This window comes from Streptomyces sp. GESEQ-35 (genome assembly GCF_017948485.1).
GTDB lineage: Bacteria > Actinomycetota > Actinomycetes > Streptomycetales > Streptomycetaceae > Streptomyces.
In genome coordinates this window covers 230,541-244,825 of sequence record NZ_JAFFSX010000012.1, presented here as the reverse complement: position 1 = coordinate 244,825, position 14,285 = coordinate 230,541, and the positions used below count along the sequence as shown (strand labels likewise).

General features: G+C 69.1%; 11 protein-coding genes and 1 tRNA gene. 10 read left to right on the top strand and 2 right to left on the bottom strand.

Annotated features, from left to right (window positions below; translation table 11 throughout):
• Positions 1-113: 113 nt before the first annotated feature.
• Positions 114-2,873, top strand: coding sequence for a penicillin acylase family protein (locus KCH87_RS24380; protein ID WP_210588350.1), 2,760 nt, complete (start codon positions 114-116; stop codon positions 2,871-2,873).
• A gap of 46 nt (positions 2,874-2,919) precedes the next feature.
• Here KCH87_RS24380 and KCH87_RS24375 read toward each other — a convergent pair whose 3' ends face one another.
• Positions 2,920-3,513 carry a 5-formyltetrahydrofolate cyclo-ligase gene (locus tag KCH87_RS24375; protein WP_210588349.1) on the bottom strand — a complete coding sequence of 198 codons (594 nt, stop codon included), beginning with the start codon at positions 3,511-3,513 and terminating at the stop codon, positions 2,920-2,922.
• A gap of 132 nt (positions 3,514-3,645) precedes the next feature.
• Here KCH87_RS24375 and galU point away from each other — a divergent pair, with 132 nt between their 5' ends.
• The 9 genes from galU (at position 3,646) to KCH87_RS24330 (ending at position 13,770) form a co-directional block, all read left to right on the top strand.
• Positions 3,646-4,548, top strand: a complete 903-nt coding sequence (gene galU, locus KCH87_RS24370; protein WP_210588348.1) for a UTP--glucose-1-phosphate uridylyltransferase GalU — start codon at positions 3,646-3,648, stop codon at positions 4,546-4,548.
• Between the two features lie 5 nt (positions 4,549-4,553).
• Entirely contained in the window at positions 4,554-5,876 is a 1,323-nt protein-coding gene (gene glp / locus KCH87_RS24365) for a gephyrin-like molybdotransferase Glp (RefSeq protein WP_210588347.1), read from the top strand.
• Between the two features lie 85 nt (positions 5,877-5,961).
• Positions 5,962-6,474: a cyclic pyranopterin monophosphate synthase MoaC gene (gene moaC, locus KCH87_RS24360; RefSeq protein WP_210588346.1), complete on the top strand. Its 513-nt coding sequence runs from the start codon at positions 5,962-5,964 to the stop codon at positions 6,472-6,474.
• Positions 6,471-6,977: a molybdenum cofactor biosynthesis protein B gene (locus tag KCH87_RS24355; protein ID WP_210588345.1), complete on the top strand. Its 507-nt coding sequence runs from the start codon at positions 6,471-6,473 to the stop codon at positions 6,975-6,977. The genes moaC and KCH87_RS24355 overlap by 4 nt, the downstream gene beginning before the upstream one ends.
• Positions 6,978-6,997: 20 nt before the next feature.
• The gene (locus KCH87_RS24350) at positions 6,998-7,633 is read left to right on the top strand and encodes a GNAT family N-acetyltransferase (RefSeq protein ID WP_210588344.1); all 636 of its coding nucleotides are present in this window, start codon (positions 6,998-7,000) and stop codon (positions 7,631-7,633) included.
• 184 nt (positions 7,634-7,817) lie between these two features.
• Positions 7,818-9,104, top strand: a complete 1,287-nt coding sequence (gene glpR / locus KCH87_RS24345) for a gephyrin-like molybdotransferase receptor GlpR (RefSeq protein WP_210588343.1) — start codon at positions 7,818-7,820, stop codon at positions 9,102-9,104.
• Positions 9,105-9,231: 127 nt separating this feature from the next.
• Positions 9,232-9,305, top strand: a tRNA-Ala gene (locus tag KCH87_RS24340).
• Between the two features lie 1,652 nt (positions 9,306-10,957).
• Complete coding sequence (locus KCH87_RS24335) at positions 10,958-12,574, top strand: PQQ-binding-like beta-propeller repeat protein (protein WP_210588342.1); 1,617 nt, start codon at positions 10,958-10,960, stop codon at positions 12,572-12,574.
• 143 nt (positions 12,575-12,717) lie between these two features.
• Positions 12,718-13,770, top strand: a complete 1,053-nt coding sequence (locus KCH87_RS24330; protein WP_210588341.1) for a hypothetical protein — start codon at positions 12,718-12,720, stop codon at positions 13,768-13,770.
• A gap of 24 nt (positions 13,771-13,794) precedes the next feature.
• On the opposite strand, the gene KCH87_RS24325 is transcribed toward KCH87_RS24330, so the two are convergent.
• A complete protein-coding gene (locus KCH87_RS24325) occupies positions 13,795-14,280 on the bottom strand; it encodes a MarR family winged helix-turn-helix transcriptional regulator (RefSeq protein WP_210588340.1) in 486 nt (161 codons plus the stop codon).
• Positions 14,281-14,285 lie beyond the last annotated feature (5 nt).

Below are 14,285 nucleotides of genomic sequence, written 5' to 3'. Positions count from 1 at the left end.
CCGGTTGCCCACTCCGCGTCAAGTGGCGTCAGGCCCTGCGCCTATGGTTGCTCCAGCGCTCATTCAAAAGGACAGCCGGCCCTGCCGCTCGCGTAAGGACAGCAAGGACAGCGATGCCCCCCAATACCACCGCCTCTTCGGGTCAGCAGCCCGGCAAGTCCCGGAGGAAAAAGGGGCGCAAAGCCCGTCTTATTGTCCTCGTCCTGGTGCTGGCCGTCGTCGGAGGCGTTGCCTTCGCGGGGTACTGGTCCGTCAGCACCGTCCGTGCCTCCTTCCCACAGACCAAGGGCTCACTCACGCTCGACGGCCTGACGGCACCCGTCGACGTCAAGCGCGACGGCAACGGCATCCCGCAGATCTACGCCTCCTCCGACGAGGACCTGTTCATGGCGCAGGGCTATGTCCAGGCGCAGGACCGGTTCTACGAGATGGACGTGCGCCGCCACATGACGTCCGGGCGCCTGTCGGAGATGTTCGGCAAGGGTCAGGTCGACAACGACGAGTTCCTGCGCACCCTGGGCTGGGACCGCGTGGCGAAGAAGGAGTACGACACCAAGCTGTCGGCCGCCACGAAGACGTACCTCCAGGCCTACGCCAAGGGAGTCAATGCCTACCTGAAGGGCAAGGAAGGCAAGGACATCTCCCTGGAGTACGCGGCTCTCGGGTTCACCAACGACTACAAGCCCGAGGAGTGGACCCCGGTCGACTCGATCGCCTGGCTGAAGGCGATGGCCTGGGACCTGCGCGGCAACATGCAGGACGAGATCGACCGTGCCCTGATGACCAGTCGCCTGGGCCCCAAGCAGGTCGCCGATCTGTACCCGGACTACCCGTACGACCGGAACAAGGCGATCGTCCAGGAGGGCCAGTACGACGACCTCACGCAGACGTTCGAGCAGAGCGACGGTGAGAGCGGCACGTCGGGGACGTCCACGAGCGGCACGACGGGCCAGTCCGCGGGCTCGTCGTCCTCGGCCCTCCAGACCCAGCTGACGGGTCTCTCCGAGGTCCTGGAAGACCTCCCGACGGCCGTCGGCGTGAACGGCAACGGCATCGGCTCCAACGCCTGGGTCGTCTCCGGCAAGCACACCATCACCGGCATGCCGCTGCTGGCCAACGACCCGCACCTGTCGGCCTCGCTGCCGTCCGTCTGGTACCAGATGGGCCTGCACTGCCGCAGCGTCTCCGCCAAGTGCCAGTACGACGTCAGCGGCTACACCTTCGCGGGCATGCCCGGCGTGGTCATCGGCCACAACCAGGACATCTCCTGGGGCATGACCAACTCCGGCGTCGACGTCACCGACCTCTACCTGGAGAAGCTGACCGGCGACGGCTACCTGTACGACGGCAAGGTCAAGCCGTTCACCTCGCGCGAGGAGACCATCAAGGTCGCCGGCGGTAGCCCCAAGAAGATCGTCGTCCGTGAGACCAACAACGGGCCCCTGCTGTCCGACCGTGACGACGAGCTGGTGAAGGTCGGCAAGAAGGCCACCGTCGACGCCGCGGCCCCCGACCGCGGGGACGGCTACGGCATCTCCCTGCGCTGGACCGCCCTGGACGCGGGCACCACCATGGACGCCGTGTTCGCCATGGACAAGGCGGCGGACTGGAACGAGTTCCGCGAGGCGGCCGCACTGTTCGAGGTGCCCTCGCAGAACCTGGTCTACGCCGACACCCAGGGCAACATCGGCTACACCCTGCCCGGCAGGATCCCCAAGCGCACCAAGGCCGACGACGGTTCGCTCCCGGCGCCGGGCTGGGACCCCCAGTACCAGTGGACCGGCTACATCGAGCAGGACGAGCTGCCGTACGAGTACAACCCGCAGCGCGGCTACATCGTCACCGCCAACCAGGCCGTCGTCGACCAGGACAAGTACCCCTACACGCTCACCACGGACTGGGGCTACGGCACCCGCAGCCAGCGGATCACCGACCTGATCCAGTCGAAGATCGACGACGGCGGCAAGATCTCCACCGACGACATGCGCCAGATGCAGCTCGACAACAGCAGCGAGATCGCGAAGCTGCTCGTGCCCCAGCTGCTGAAGATCGACATAGATGACCCGGACGTCCGTGAGGCGCAGAAGCTCCTCGAAGGCTGGGACTACACCCAGGACGCCGACTCGGCGGCGGCCGCCTACTTCAACTCGGTCTGGCGCAACATCCTCAAGCTCGCCTTCGGCAACAAGCTGCCCAAGGAGCTTCGGGTCGAGGGCCAGTGCCTGTGGGTCGACCCGGTCAACACCACTGGACCCGCGGACGAGACCGAGAAGGTGCGCGAGTGCGGTCAGCGCGAGGCCGACCAGGCGCAGCCGGACGGCGGTGACCGCTGGTTCGAGGTCGTGCGCAATCTGATGGACGACGAGAACAGCGACTGGTGGAAGACGCCCCGCTCGGGCACGCGCCCTGCCGCCGACAACCGCGACGAGCTGTTCAAGCGCGCGTTGATCGACGCCCGCTGGGAGCTGACCGCCAAGCTCGGCAAGGACATCGACACCTGGAACTGGGGCCGGCTGCACCGTCTGTTCCTGAAGAACCAGACCCTGGGCACCGACGGCCCCGGCTTCCTTCAGTACGCCCTCAACCGCGGCCCCTGGAGGCTCGGCGGAGGCGAGGCGACGGTCAACGCGACCGGCTGGAACGCCGCCGGAGGCTACGGCGTCGTCTGGGTGCCGTCCATGCGCATGGTGGTCAACCTCGGCGACCTCGACGAGTCGAAGTGGATCAACCTCACCGGTGCCTCGGGGCATGCCTACAGCGCCCACTACACCGACCAGACGGATAAATGGGTCAAGGGCGAACTGCTCGACTGGTCCTTCTCGGACAAGGCGGTCGAGGAGAGCACGAATGACACGCTGGTGCTGAAACCGTGAGGCACTGAAATGCCCCTCCACGCGTGCGTGGAGGGGCATTTCATGTTCATGGGCGACGTTCTCGGCGGCTGAAGCGCCGTACGCCCGACGGTGTCACCACCGCCTGCACCGGCCGGTCGTGGGCCTGAGCCGGGACGCGCTCGACGACCTCCGAGTCGTACAGGAGAACCACCAGCGCGGGGTCCGCGCCCGCGCGCTCCAGGCGGGCGAGTACGCGGTCGTACGATCCTCCGCCGCGCCCCAGACGCACACCGCGCGCGTCGACCGCCAGACCGGGCAGCAGGACGACGTCGGCGGCGGTCACCGCGTCCGGGCCCAGGCGTTCTCCGGCGGGCTCGAAGAGGGCCATCCCGCCGCCGTGTTGGACGCGCGCAAGGGAGCCCTCTCCGGCGTACGCGCCCCAGTCGAGGTCGTTGTCGGGCAGGAGCGCCGGGAGCAGGACGCGTACGCCCCGCGCGCGCAGCGCGTCCAGTAGCGCGATCGTTCCGGGTTCGCTCCCCACGGAGACATACGCCGCCACGGTGCCGGCCCGCGCCAGCTCGGGCAGCTCCAGCGCGCGCTCGCTCAGCGCGTCCCCGGCCTCCCGCACGTCATCCGCAGTCAACCTGTTTCTCACCACGAGGAACTCTCGCCGCAACATTCGCTTGTCAGGCTCGGCCGGACGTCCGATGTGACTCAAAGGTCGTACCCGTACCCTTCCATTGCGCTCATATGAGAGCCAATTAACCGGAGCCACAGATTCTCTACAAAGGCACCGGATAAGGTTGCGAGCATGACTCAGTCGCACCCCAGGATCAGTAAGGCTGTCATCCCCGCAGCGGGCCTCGGCACCCGGTTCCTGCCGGCCACCAAAGCCACTCCGAAGGAGATGCTGCCGGTCGTCGACAAGCCGGCGATCCAGTACGTGGTCGAGGAGGCCGCCTCCGCAGGCCTCGACGACGTCCTCATGATCACAGGACGCAACAAGCGCCCCCTTGAGGACCACTTCGACCGCAACTACGAGCTGGAATCCGCCCTTCAGAAGAAGGGCGACGCGAGCCGGCTCGCCAAGGTGCAGGAGTCCAGCGACCTCGCGACGATGCACTACGTCCGCCAGGGCGACCCCAAGGGCCTCGGCCACGCCGTCCTGTGCGCGGCCCCGCACGTGGGCCACGAGCCCTTCGCCGTCCTCCTCGGCGACGACCTGATCGACCCGCGCGACCCGCTGCTCAAGCGGATGGTCGAGGTCCAGGAGCAGCGCGGCGGCAGCGTCATCGCGCTCATGGAGGTCGCGCCCGAGCAGATCCACCTCTACGGATGCGCGGCCGTCGACGTCACCGAGGACAGCGACGTGGTCAAGGTCCACGACCTGGTCGAGAAGCCGGCCGCGGCCGACGCCCCGTCCAACTACGCGATCATCGGCCGCTACGTCCTCGACCCGCACATCTTCGACATACTGCGTAAGACCGAGCCCGGCCGCGGCGGCGAGATCCAGCTCACCGACGCCCTCCAGCAGCTCGCCGCGGACGAGAAGGTGGGCGGCCCGGTGCACGGCGTCGTCTTCAAGGGCCGCCGCTATGACACCGGCGACCGCGGTGACTACCTGCGTGCCATTGTCAGACTCGCGTGCGAACGTGAAGACCTGGGCCCGGACTTCCGGACCTGGCTTCGCAGTTACGTAGCCGAGGAGATGTAACAACGTTGAGCAGCGCCGCGCCCCGCACCGCCGGTCAGGACCACCTCTGGTCGGTGGACGAGCACCTGGAGGACATCCTCGCGACCGTCCGCCCCCTCGAACCCATCGAGCTGCAACTGCTCGACGCCCAGGGCTGCGTCCTGGTCGACGACGTCACGGTGCCGGTGTCCCTGCCGCCGTTCGACAACAGCTCCATGGACGGGTACGCGGTGCGGGTCGCGGATGTCGCGGGCGCGAGCGAGGAGTTCCCGGCGTCGCTGGAGGTCGTCGGTGACGTCGCGGCGGGCCAGGCCGAGCTGCTCCAGGTGGGGCCCGGCCAGGCCGCCCGCATCATGACCGGCGCCCCGCTGCCGCCCGGCGCCGAGACCGTCGTCCCCGTGGAGTGGACCGACGGCGGTCTCGGCGAGGGCCCGGTGACCGGGATGCGCGCGCGCAGTCTGGCCCCCGAGGGCGCCGACGGGCATGTGCAGGTGTACCGGCCCGCCGAGGCACGCGCGCATGTGCGCGCGAAAGGCAGCGATGTGAAGGCCGGGGACCGCGCCCTGGAGGCCGGCACCGTCCTCGGTCCGCCGCAGATCGCGCTGCTCGCCGCGATCGGGCGCGGCACGGTACGCGTACACCCGCGCCCGCGCGTCGTCGTCATGTCCACCGGCAGCGAACTCGTCCAGCCCGACGAGGACCTCGGCAACGGCCAGATCTACGACTCCAACAGCTTCGCCCTCACCGCGGCGGCCCGCGACGCCGGCGCCATCGCCTACCGGGTGGGTGCCGTCGCCGACGAGGCCGAGACGCTCCGGTCCACCATCGAGGACCAACTCGTCCGCGCCGACCTCATGGTCACCACGGGCGGTGTGAGCGTCGGCGCGTACGACGTCGTCAAGGAGGCGCTGTCGTACGTCGGGGACGAGGACGAGGCGGGCAGCGGCATCGACTTCCGCAAGCTCGCCATGCAGCCCGGAAAGCCCCAGGGCTTCGGCTCCATCGGCCCCGACCACACACCGCTGCTGGCGCTCCCCGGCAACCCGGTGTCGTCGTACGTCTCCTTCGAGCTGTTCGTCCGCCCCGCGATCCGCACCCTCATGGGCCTGGACGACGTCCACCGGCCCAGGACCCGCGCGACCCTCACCGCGGACAAGGCGCTGACCTCGCCGAAGGGGCGCAGGCAGTTCCTGCGCGGCACGTACGACGACGGCAAGGTGACCCCGGTCGGCGGGGCCGGATCCCATCTGGTGGCCGCCCTCGCGCACGCCGACGCGCTGATCGTGGTCCCCGAGGACGTGGAGTCCGTCGAGCCCGGCAGCGAGGTCGAGGTGGTCCTGCTCGGCTGAGTGCCCCAGGTGGGGGTACCGTGTCGCGCACAACAGGCCCGGCGCCGCACCGCGACGGGCCCGGACCGGGAGCGCCACACACGTCATGACTGTGCCTTCCCGGGGGACGACCCCCGGACCCCCTGTGCAGGACCGACTGACCCACATCGACGAGGCGGGCGCGGCCCGCATGGTCGACGTGTCCGGGAAGGACGTGACCGCGCGCACCGCCCGCGCCAGCGGCCGCGTCCTCGTCTCACCCCGGGTGATCGAGCTGCTGCGCGGCGAGGGGGTTCCGAAGGGCGACGCCCTGGCCACCGCGCGGATCGCGGGCATCATGGGCGCCAAACGCACGCCGGACCTGATCCCGCTGTGCCACCCGTTGTCGGTGTCGGGTGTGAAACTGGATCTGTCGGTCGCGGACGACGCCGTGGAGATCCTGGCCACCGTGAAGACGACGGACCGTACGGGTGTCGAGATGGAGGCGCTCACCGCGGTCTCCGTCGCCGCGCTCACCGTGATCGACATGGTCAAGGCGGTCGACAAGGGAGCGGTCATCACGGACGTACGGGTGGAGGAGAAGACGGGCGGCAAGTCGGGCGACTGGAGCCGGACATGACCTACAGCGCGCTGGTGGTCACCGCTTCCAACCGGGCCGCCGCCGGGGTCTACGAGGACAAGGGCGGCCCGCTGATCGCCGACGGCCTCACGGGCTTCGGCTTCACCGTCGAGGGGCCGCAGGTCGTCCCCGACGGCGACCCCGTCGAGGCCGCGCTGCGTGCAGCCGTCGACGCCGGGTACGACGTCGTCGTCACCACCGGCGGCACCGGCATCTCGCCCACCGACCGCACGCCCGAGTCGACCCGCAGGGTGATCGACTACGAGGTGCCGGGCATCGCGGAGGCCATCCGGGCGTTCGGACGTGAAAAGGTGCCGACCGCCGCGCTCTCCCGGGGACTGGCCGGGGTGGCGGGACGGACGCTGATCGTCAATCTGCCGGGATCCACCGGCGGGGTGAAGGACGGACTGGCCGTCCTGGAGCCCCTGTTGGTGCACGCCGTCGACCAGATCCGCGGCGGGGACCACCCCAGACCCGGCGCCGGCAGTGGGGGTGCGAGCTGAACAGCCCATCCTGGCCGGCCGTGCTGGTGGACGGCGATGTCGTCCTCCGGCCGATAAAGCTGCGCGACCAGCGGGCCTGGCGTGAGGTCAACCGGCGCAACCGCGACTGGCTGCGGCCCTGGGAAGCGACGATTCCGCCGCCGACGCCGAGCGGGCCCATCGCGCACCGGCCGACCTACCGCCAGATGGTGCGCCATCTGCGGTCCGAGGCGAACGCGGGCCGGATGCTGCCGTTCGTCATCGAGTACCAGGGGCGCCTGGTCGGGCAGTTGACGGTCGCCGGGATCACCTGGGGTTCGATGTGCTCGGGGCACATCGGCTACTGGGTGGACGAGTCGGTGGCTGGCCGCGGGGTGATGCCGACGGCCGTGGCACTTGTCGTGGACCACTGTTTCCGGACCGTTGGTCTGCACCGGATCGAGGTCTGCATTCGCCCCGAGAACGGGCCCAGCCGTCGGGTCGTGGAGAAACTCGGATTCCGTGCGGAGGGGCTGCGTCCGCGTTATCTGCACATCGACGGAGCCTGGCGCGACCACCTCGTCTTCGCACTCACCGCGGAAGAGGTCCCCGAAGGACTGCTGGGCCGCTGGCGCAGGGCGCGCTCGCAGAAAGCGCCGCGTACGAACCCGCAGAACACCCAGGGGAATCCCGCGTAGCCCGAAAATTGAATAAGTGTTCGAAATTGATCGCCTGGTGACCGGCTCAGGGCATTAAATTCGCGCCGTAGGCGGCCTGCTGATCGCATCCGTCACAAAAAAAGTTCGAAATATCAGCCAGATCGTGCGACACACCGACTCAATTGGCAGATGGCCTCACGCAAACCCCTCTACCGTGTGAGGCGTGAGCAGCAGCGGCCTCATCTACGCAGTCATTGTCGGGGCCTGGGCCGCCTACTTGGTGCCGATGTGGCTCCGTAGGCAGGACGAGCTGAACGAGGCCCGTCCGACGGAACGCTTCAGCACGGCCATCCGGTTGCTGTCCGGACGGGCGGGGATGGAGCGCCGATACGCCAAGGACCTGCGGGCGCGCTCCACCGACGAGGGGGAGCCCAGCGCCGCCGACGACTCGGGCGCGGTCACCGATTCGGTGGACGTCCGGGCCTTCGCCATGCCTCCGGCGCGCCCGCAGGCGCGCGCGGCGGTTCAGCAGCCGGAGCAGAAGCGCTCGGAACCGGCGCGTGAACAGGCACCCGCGCCTGCGGCCAAATCCGCACCCGCACCCGCGTCAAAAGCCCCGCACGCACCTGAATCCGCCGCCGCGTCGGCGCGCAAGCGGGTACCGCCCGCCCGGCGCACCCCCGCCGCGGAGGAGGCCGCAGCGCGTGCCCGGCGCACGAAGGTCCTGGCGCGCCGTCGACGTACAACGGTGGTGCTCTTCATCGCCTTCACGCTCGGCGCGATCGTCGCCGCGGTCGGAGGGCTGGCGTTCCTCTGGGCGCCCGGCGTGCCCGCCATACTGCTCAGCGCGTACATCGTGTACCTGCGCTCCCAGGAGCGCCGTCGCTTCGCCTACCAGATGGACCGGCGCCGGGCCGAGGTCGCGGCACAGCGGCTGCGGGAGCGCACCCGCCAGCCGCGTCGGCGCACGTCCGCCGAAGCCGGTGCGGGGGCGGGGACCGACGAGCGCGACGAAGGCACCAAGGCGGAGCAGGACGCCGGGCTCTCGGCGCTCGCCGCCGACCGGCGCGCCCTCGTCGAGCAGACCGATCACGCCGAGTGGGTCGACCAGCAGCGTGAGCGGCAGCGGCGGCCGGGGCAGGGCGACAGCTGGGAGCCGGTGCCGGTGCCGCTGCCGACGTATGTGACGGCACCGGTCGCTCCGCGGGCCACCTCCGACGTGGATCTCGGGGCGCCGGATGCGTGGAGCTCGGCGCGCTCCAGTTCGGTCGCCCGGGACGGCGAGGCGGGAGCCGGCGCGCAGCAGCGCGGATCGGGCGCAGGCTCCGGTGCCGTACGCGAGGGCGCCGATCAGGGGGACGCGGGCGACCGTGCGGACGAGAAGGGGGAAGAGGGCGGGCGCAGTGACGCCCGCCGGGCTGCCTCCGCCCGGCGGGCGCGGGAGCGGGGGCGCACGCCGTTGTTCGACCAGTACGAGGACGGGGAGCGGCCGCGGGCGGCGAACGAGTAGGCGACGCGTCGCCGGCACGCACCCGCGCGGCCCCTCCTACCCGCCCCACCTGTGGTGTCCTCTCGGTCGGCGAGGGAACGGATTTCCAAGCAGCCGGATCGGGGTGCTAAGGTTTCACTCGTTGCAAGGGCCTGTGGCGCAGTCCGGTAGCGCACCTCGTTCGCATCGAGGGGGTCTGGGGTTCAAATCCCCACAGGTCCACCGCAAGCCGTTCACGAGTCAGCTCGTCAACGGATCACGAGATCCCGTCCAGCTCACAGAGTTGGGCGGGATTTCTTGGTTTTGAGGCTTGGTTCGGCACGGATGCCGCTTCGGGGAGCCCCGGGCGGTGCCGTGGATGCGTCGAGTGGAGCGTGCGATGGGTACGCGGGCATGCCGAAGCGGCCGCGGGACCGGAGTGCTGGTGGTCCCACGGCGCGGTGGTGTGGTGACGTCGCTTTCGTTCGGTCGGGTCGTCGCCCTGTACGGGTCAGGTGTCTCGGGGATGGTGCCGATCGTGTAGCGCTCGGGCTTCCAGAGGTGCCGTGTACGGAGGAAGGACTCGATGGCCTGCGCTCTTCACGCTTGTGCGTCATGCCCACCCCCGCAGCAGGCGGACGGCAGCGTCCTTGGAGATCTCCGGTACCCACGCCAGGTACGGGGCGAGGGCCGCTGCGGATTTCAAGCCTGCTGCCCTGGCGATCAGGTCTGTGGGGACGTGGTCGCGCAGCAGGGACACGATCCAGGTCGCACGCAGGCGCCGTATGTCCAGAGCAGGGATTTGGGGTCGCCTGGTTTGTTCCTGGCGGCCCAGTTGCTGATCGCGTTCTTGGGTCGCTCGACCTGGCGGTCCGGGGCGTAGAGGTAGCGGTTGCCTTGCAGGGGCGGGAAGCGGGGCAGTTCGAAGGCCCGGCCCGGAGGAGCTGATCAGTTGTCACCAGTTATCAGGCAATTCCCTATGGACTCAGTGGGTTTACGGACGTATCGGGTAGCTGTAAACGATGCAGGGGTGGCTACCGGGACAGGACACCTCGCCAAAGGACCTTGCGGTGGCGGGATGATGGCTGGAGCGGCGTGGGGCGCGACCGTGAGGTGGTCGTGGTGTCGCTGTGTCCGCGTCTGCCGGGTGAGGTTCTGATCTTGTTCCGCTTTGGCGGACACCGTCAGTGTGGCGGTCAGGCTGCGAGTGCGTGCGCGTTGACGTTGTGACCGTCTCGCTTCTCCGCCTCGATGAACGGGTGCACCGTCACCGGGTCTCCTTCACGAAGAAAGCCGTCTTAGATTCAACCGGTCAGAGCAACAGTGCTGGTTGAGGACGGTATACGTGGCGAGACTGGGTCGGCCGGGGATGTCGGACGAGATGAAGGCCGACCTGTGGCGGCGGTGGAGGTCCGGGGAGTCGATCAGCGTCATCTCAAGGCAGATCGGCAAGCCGTCCGGCCTCACGGCCGAACGCCCTCGCCCAAGATCGTCATCGGTCTTCTAGGCCTACTTCCCGCGCTCGGTCGGTCCGGTCTCGTCGTCATCTGCCAACTGCTCTCCGCCGAGCATGCCAACTTCGTGGACCTCGCCCCGACCACCACGACAACCGCGGCGGCACCCGACGTGCGGTCCGCGACCATATCCGTAGCCTGCAACACCTCAGCTACCGGGCAATGTTCCAAAACCTGCGGCATAGCCCAGGGCACTCCGACGCCTGGCGACGCCACGCCACTGAGCGAAAACCCGCGTCCACCCATGGTCCATTTCGGACCAGATCACCGGGATCTGGTGACGACGTTTCACCGGGCCGATCGGGACGCTACTCGGGACCGTGCAACGGGACGAACCCAGTGGGCGGACCGGCGGGACACCAGGCTGAGGAGACAGACCAGATGACGACGCGAAGAAGAATGCGGTGGGCAGGCCGTGGCCGGCTCACCGCGGCGATAGCCGCCACGGCGGCGGTGCTCATGCCCGGGGGGAGCACGGCGGGGGCGTCAACCGGACAGGAACTGGTCACGGCGCAGTGGTCGATGGCGGGGCAGAACCTCGACGACACCCATTTCCAGGCCGCCGAGCACAAGATCTCCCCGGCCAATGTGGGTCGGCTGGCGCCGCGCTGGACGGCGACTGTGGGCGGTGCCGTGTCTGCCACCCCGACCGTGTACGACGGCACGGTCTACGTTCCCGACTACGGCGGCAAGCTGTCGGCGATTGATGCCCGGAGCGGCCGTGTGCTCTGGTCGCGCGCTGTCTCGAGCTACACCGGCGTGGCGGACGACCTGTCTCGTACCAGCCCGGCTGTCAACGGCAATGACCTGATCCTGGGCGACGGCTGGATCCTCAACTCGTCCACGGCCGGCGCCCGCGTGTTCGCCGTCGATCGCTTCACCGGCGCGCGGAAGTGGTCGGTGCAGGTGGACACCGATCCGGCGTCGGTGATCACCGGCGCCCCCGTGGTCCACCACGGGGTCGCGTACGTGGGCATCTCCTCCAAGGAGGAGGCGGGCGGGCCCGGCACGTTCCGCGGGGCGGTCAAGGCACTGGACGCGGCCACCGGCAGGGTGCTGTGGAGCTCCTACACCGTGCCGTCGAACAACGGCGGCGGCGACTCCAACCTGCCCGGCTACTACAGCGGCAACGCAGTGTGGTCATCCTCCCCGGTCGTGGACCCGGCGCGAGGGCTGCTGTACGTCGGGACCGGAAACAACTACAGCGTGCCCGACGGGGTCTGCACCGCGCCGGACCAGACCGGGTGCACCCCGTCCGTCGCCGACAACTACGTGGACTCGATCCTGGCGTTGAGGCTGCGGGACGGAACGGTGGCCTGGGCCGACCACACACTGGAGGCCGACTTGTGGACGCTTCCCCAGCCGTCCGGGCCGGACTTCGACTTCGGCGCCGGGCCGAACCTGTTCACCACCACCAACCCGGCCACCGGCCGCAAGGAGCAGTTGCTCGGCATCGGCCAGAAGAGCTCGGTGTACTGGGCGGTCCGCCCCGCCACCGGCGAGGTGGTCTGGCAGACCCGGGTCGGCCCGGACGGTAACGTCGCCAACGGCGGCATCGTGTACGGCACGGCGACCGACGGGCGGCGCATCTACGTTGCTGAGGGCAACACCGCCAAACTCCCCTACACGCTGGGCGGCTCCGGGCCGCACGCCGGGAAGACCGTGACCGGCGGGTCCTGGGCTGCCCTGGATCCGGCCACCGGCAAGATCTTGTGGCAGACCCCGGACCCGGTCGGCGCCGTCGATACCTCCTTCGTCAGCGCCGCCAACGGCGTCGTCTACGCCGGATCGTTGGCCGCCACCGGCACCAACATGTACGCCCTGGACGCCAAGACCGGGACGATCTTGTGGAGCTTCGCCAGCGGCGGCTCGGTGACCGGCGGGGCCGCGATCGTCGACGGCAGCATCTACTGGGGCTCCGGATACTGCGGCACCGGATGCCTGGGAACCGGCCCGCTGACCAACAACAACAAGGTGTACGCGTTCGAGCCCCGATAGCACCGTAGAGCGCTGACCGGTCTGCCGGCGGACCGGCCAGCGCCGCTGTCAGGCGAGGGATCTGGCGATGCCCCCGGGCTGCGGCCCCATGACGAATCTGGGGCGTGAGAGCAAGGGCGACCATGTCTACCGGAAGGACGACAATGAACAAGCTGGGGATCAAGGCGGTCGCGGCGCTGATTGTGTCGGCCGTCGCCGCCATCGCCGCGGCGTCCGCGTCACCCACGTCCGCGGCAAGCACGGAGGCGGGCCGGCCTCGCCCGGTCATCACCGATGTCCGGACCGTCGCCGCATTCGACTCCGCGGCCGGGCAGGAGCCGGAGAGCGTGAGCATCGCCCAGGACGGCTCGCTGATCGTCTCGATGCTCGGCTTCCTGGTGGGCAAGCCGCCGGAACTCGTGCAGGTCAGCCCCTCCGGGCAGCAGACGATACTGGTGACAGGGCCGGTCGGTGATGCGATCGGAGGCAACGTCATCGGCCGAGATGGCACCATCATTTACAACGTGGTCTCACCTGACCCGTCCAGATCCGGCGTGTGGCGCCTGCCCCCGTACGGCGCCGCGCAGCGCATCACCGCAATGCCCGCTGGCCAGTTCCTCAACGGACTGACTCTCGACTCGAGCAACCGGACGCTGTATGTCGCCGACAGCGTGGCCGGCACGATCTGGGCCATTCCGGCCTCGGGCGGCCCGGCGACGGAATGGCTGGTCGGTCCCGCCCTCGCGCCCTCCCCGTCCGGGAACGGCATCGGAGCCAACGGGGTCGAATACCACAACGGTGCGGTGTGGTTCTCCAACACCGACCAGGGCACGCTGCTCCGGGTGCCCGTCACCGCCTCGGGCGCTCCGGGTCCCATCCAGCTCATCGCCGACAACCTGGCGGGCATCGACGATTTCGAACTCCTGTCCGGCCGTTCCGATGTGGCGTTCGTCGCGCTGAACTTCCAGAACAAACTCGCCGTGGTCTATCCGAACGGGCGGACGAGGATCGTGCTGGACGCCTCCAACGGCCTCAACTCACCGACCGACGCCGCGATCAGCAGAACCCAGATCTACATCACGAACTCTGGGATCGCCGCACCGAACAACGCGTCACTGCAGGCCGGGGAGATTGACATCGGGGCACTGTTCGACGGCGACAACCTCGCCAAGCGCATAACGGACGAGACCACACCCACCTGGCGAGGAACCTACTAGGAAATAAACGGCAATTCGCCTACATCAAACGCTCTCTTGGCAGGGCGCCGGCGTCTCCTGGCTGTTCTGGAGGTTCGAGAGCACGTGGCGCACCAGGCGTTCCAGCTGCTGCACCTCGGCGGGAGTGAGCCCGGCGACGGTGACGCGTTCGAGGTCGCCCCAGATGTTCTGGACGCGTTCGTGGATGGCGTGCCCCTCGGCGGTCAGGCTGACGAGGGTCACGCGCCGGTCGGTCTCTGACGGGACCCGCTCGACGATGCCCGCCTTGTCCATGCGCGCGAGCATCTTTGCCGTCGTGGGCGGTTCCACGCCCAGCCATCGCGTGAGTTCGGCCTGGGACTGCGGGGGTGAATCGAACAGGCGCATGACGATCAGCTCCTGGCCGGCGCTGAGCCCTGTATCCCGCAGCAGCTCCTGTGACATGGCCCGATGTGCCCGCGCCAGGGTGGGGATCAGCGGGTTGATCACCCCCTGGACCGCCGAGGTGAAGTCGGCCGGTTTCGCGTTCACGACCC